Consider the following 875-nt stretch of genomic DNA (forward strand, 5'->3'; position numbering starts at 1 on the left):
GGGGCGGGGCCGGGGGCGGGCTCTACGACGTGGTGATCTCCGATCTGCCCAACCCCGGGATCACCCCCAGTACGAAGCTGTACTCCGAGGAGTTCTACGGACTGACCGCGCGCGTGCTCGCGCCCGGCGGCCGGCTCGCCGTGCACGCGGGATCGCCCACGGCCCAGCCGCGTACGTACTGGACGGTCGACGCGACGCTGCGTGCCGCGGGCTTCTCCACCAGCCCGTACCGGGCGGTGGGCCATCCGTCGGGCTTCGCGGCGGGACCGGACCGGGCGAAGAGCGGCGGCCCGGCCGCGAGCGACTGGGGCTTCGAGCTGGCCGGGACGGGCGCCCGGCCGCCGCTCGCGCTCCCGGCGGACGCGCCGCCGCTGCGGTCGCTGGCGGAGCCGGTACTGACGGCGGGCGCCCGCGACACGGAGGAGACCCGGCTGGCCGGGCTGTCGCCGTCGACGCTGCTGCATCCGCGATACGTGGATTGAGGCAGAGGGAGCGTGCAAGAAGCCCCCCGCTCCCGCCCGACGGCACTACGCTCGGGTTCCATGGAGCATGAGGTGTTCGTTCCGGTTTCGGCAGAGGCCCTACGGCAGACGTTGCGGGACCCCGCCCGGGTCGCCCGCTGTGTGCCGGGGCTCCAACAGGACGCGGAGGAGACGGCGGGACCGCTCTCCGGGCGGGTGAAGGTACGGGTCGGCGGCCACACGATCACCTACCGCGGCGCGCTGACGCTCGCCGAGCGGGACGGCGCCTTCTCGGCGGAGGGCGAGGGCGCGGAGATCCGCGGTACGGGCTCCGCCAAGCTGACGCTCACGATCCGGCTGACGGAGACGCCCGCCCCCGCCCCCGGCGCGACGCCGCCCGCCGCTGAAGGCGAC

At 75.5% G+C, this 875-nt stretch carries 2 protein-coding genes; both read left to right on the forward strand.

Annotated features, from left to right (window positions below):
* Positions 1–482, forward strand: a 482-nt coding sequence (locus tag DVH02_RS34575) for a spermine/spermidine synthase domain-containing protein (protein WP_456113503.1), incomplete at its 5' end; no start/stop codon positions are given.
* Positions 483–542: 60 nt separating this feature from the next.
* Positions 543–875 (forward strand): SRPBCC domain-containing protein (locus DVH02_RS34580; protein ID WP_267899098.1); only part of this gene is annotated, 333 nt, incomplete at its 3' end.

It is taken from the genome of Streptomyces corynorhini (genome assembly GCF_003346515.1).
Taxonomy (GTDB): domain Bacteria; phylum Actinomycetota; class Actinomycetes; order Streptomycetales; family Streptomycetaceae; genus Streptomyces; species Streptomyces corynorhini.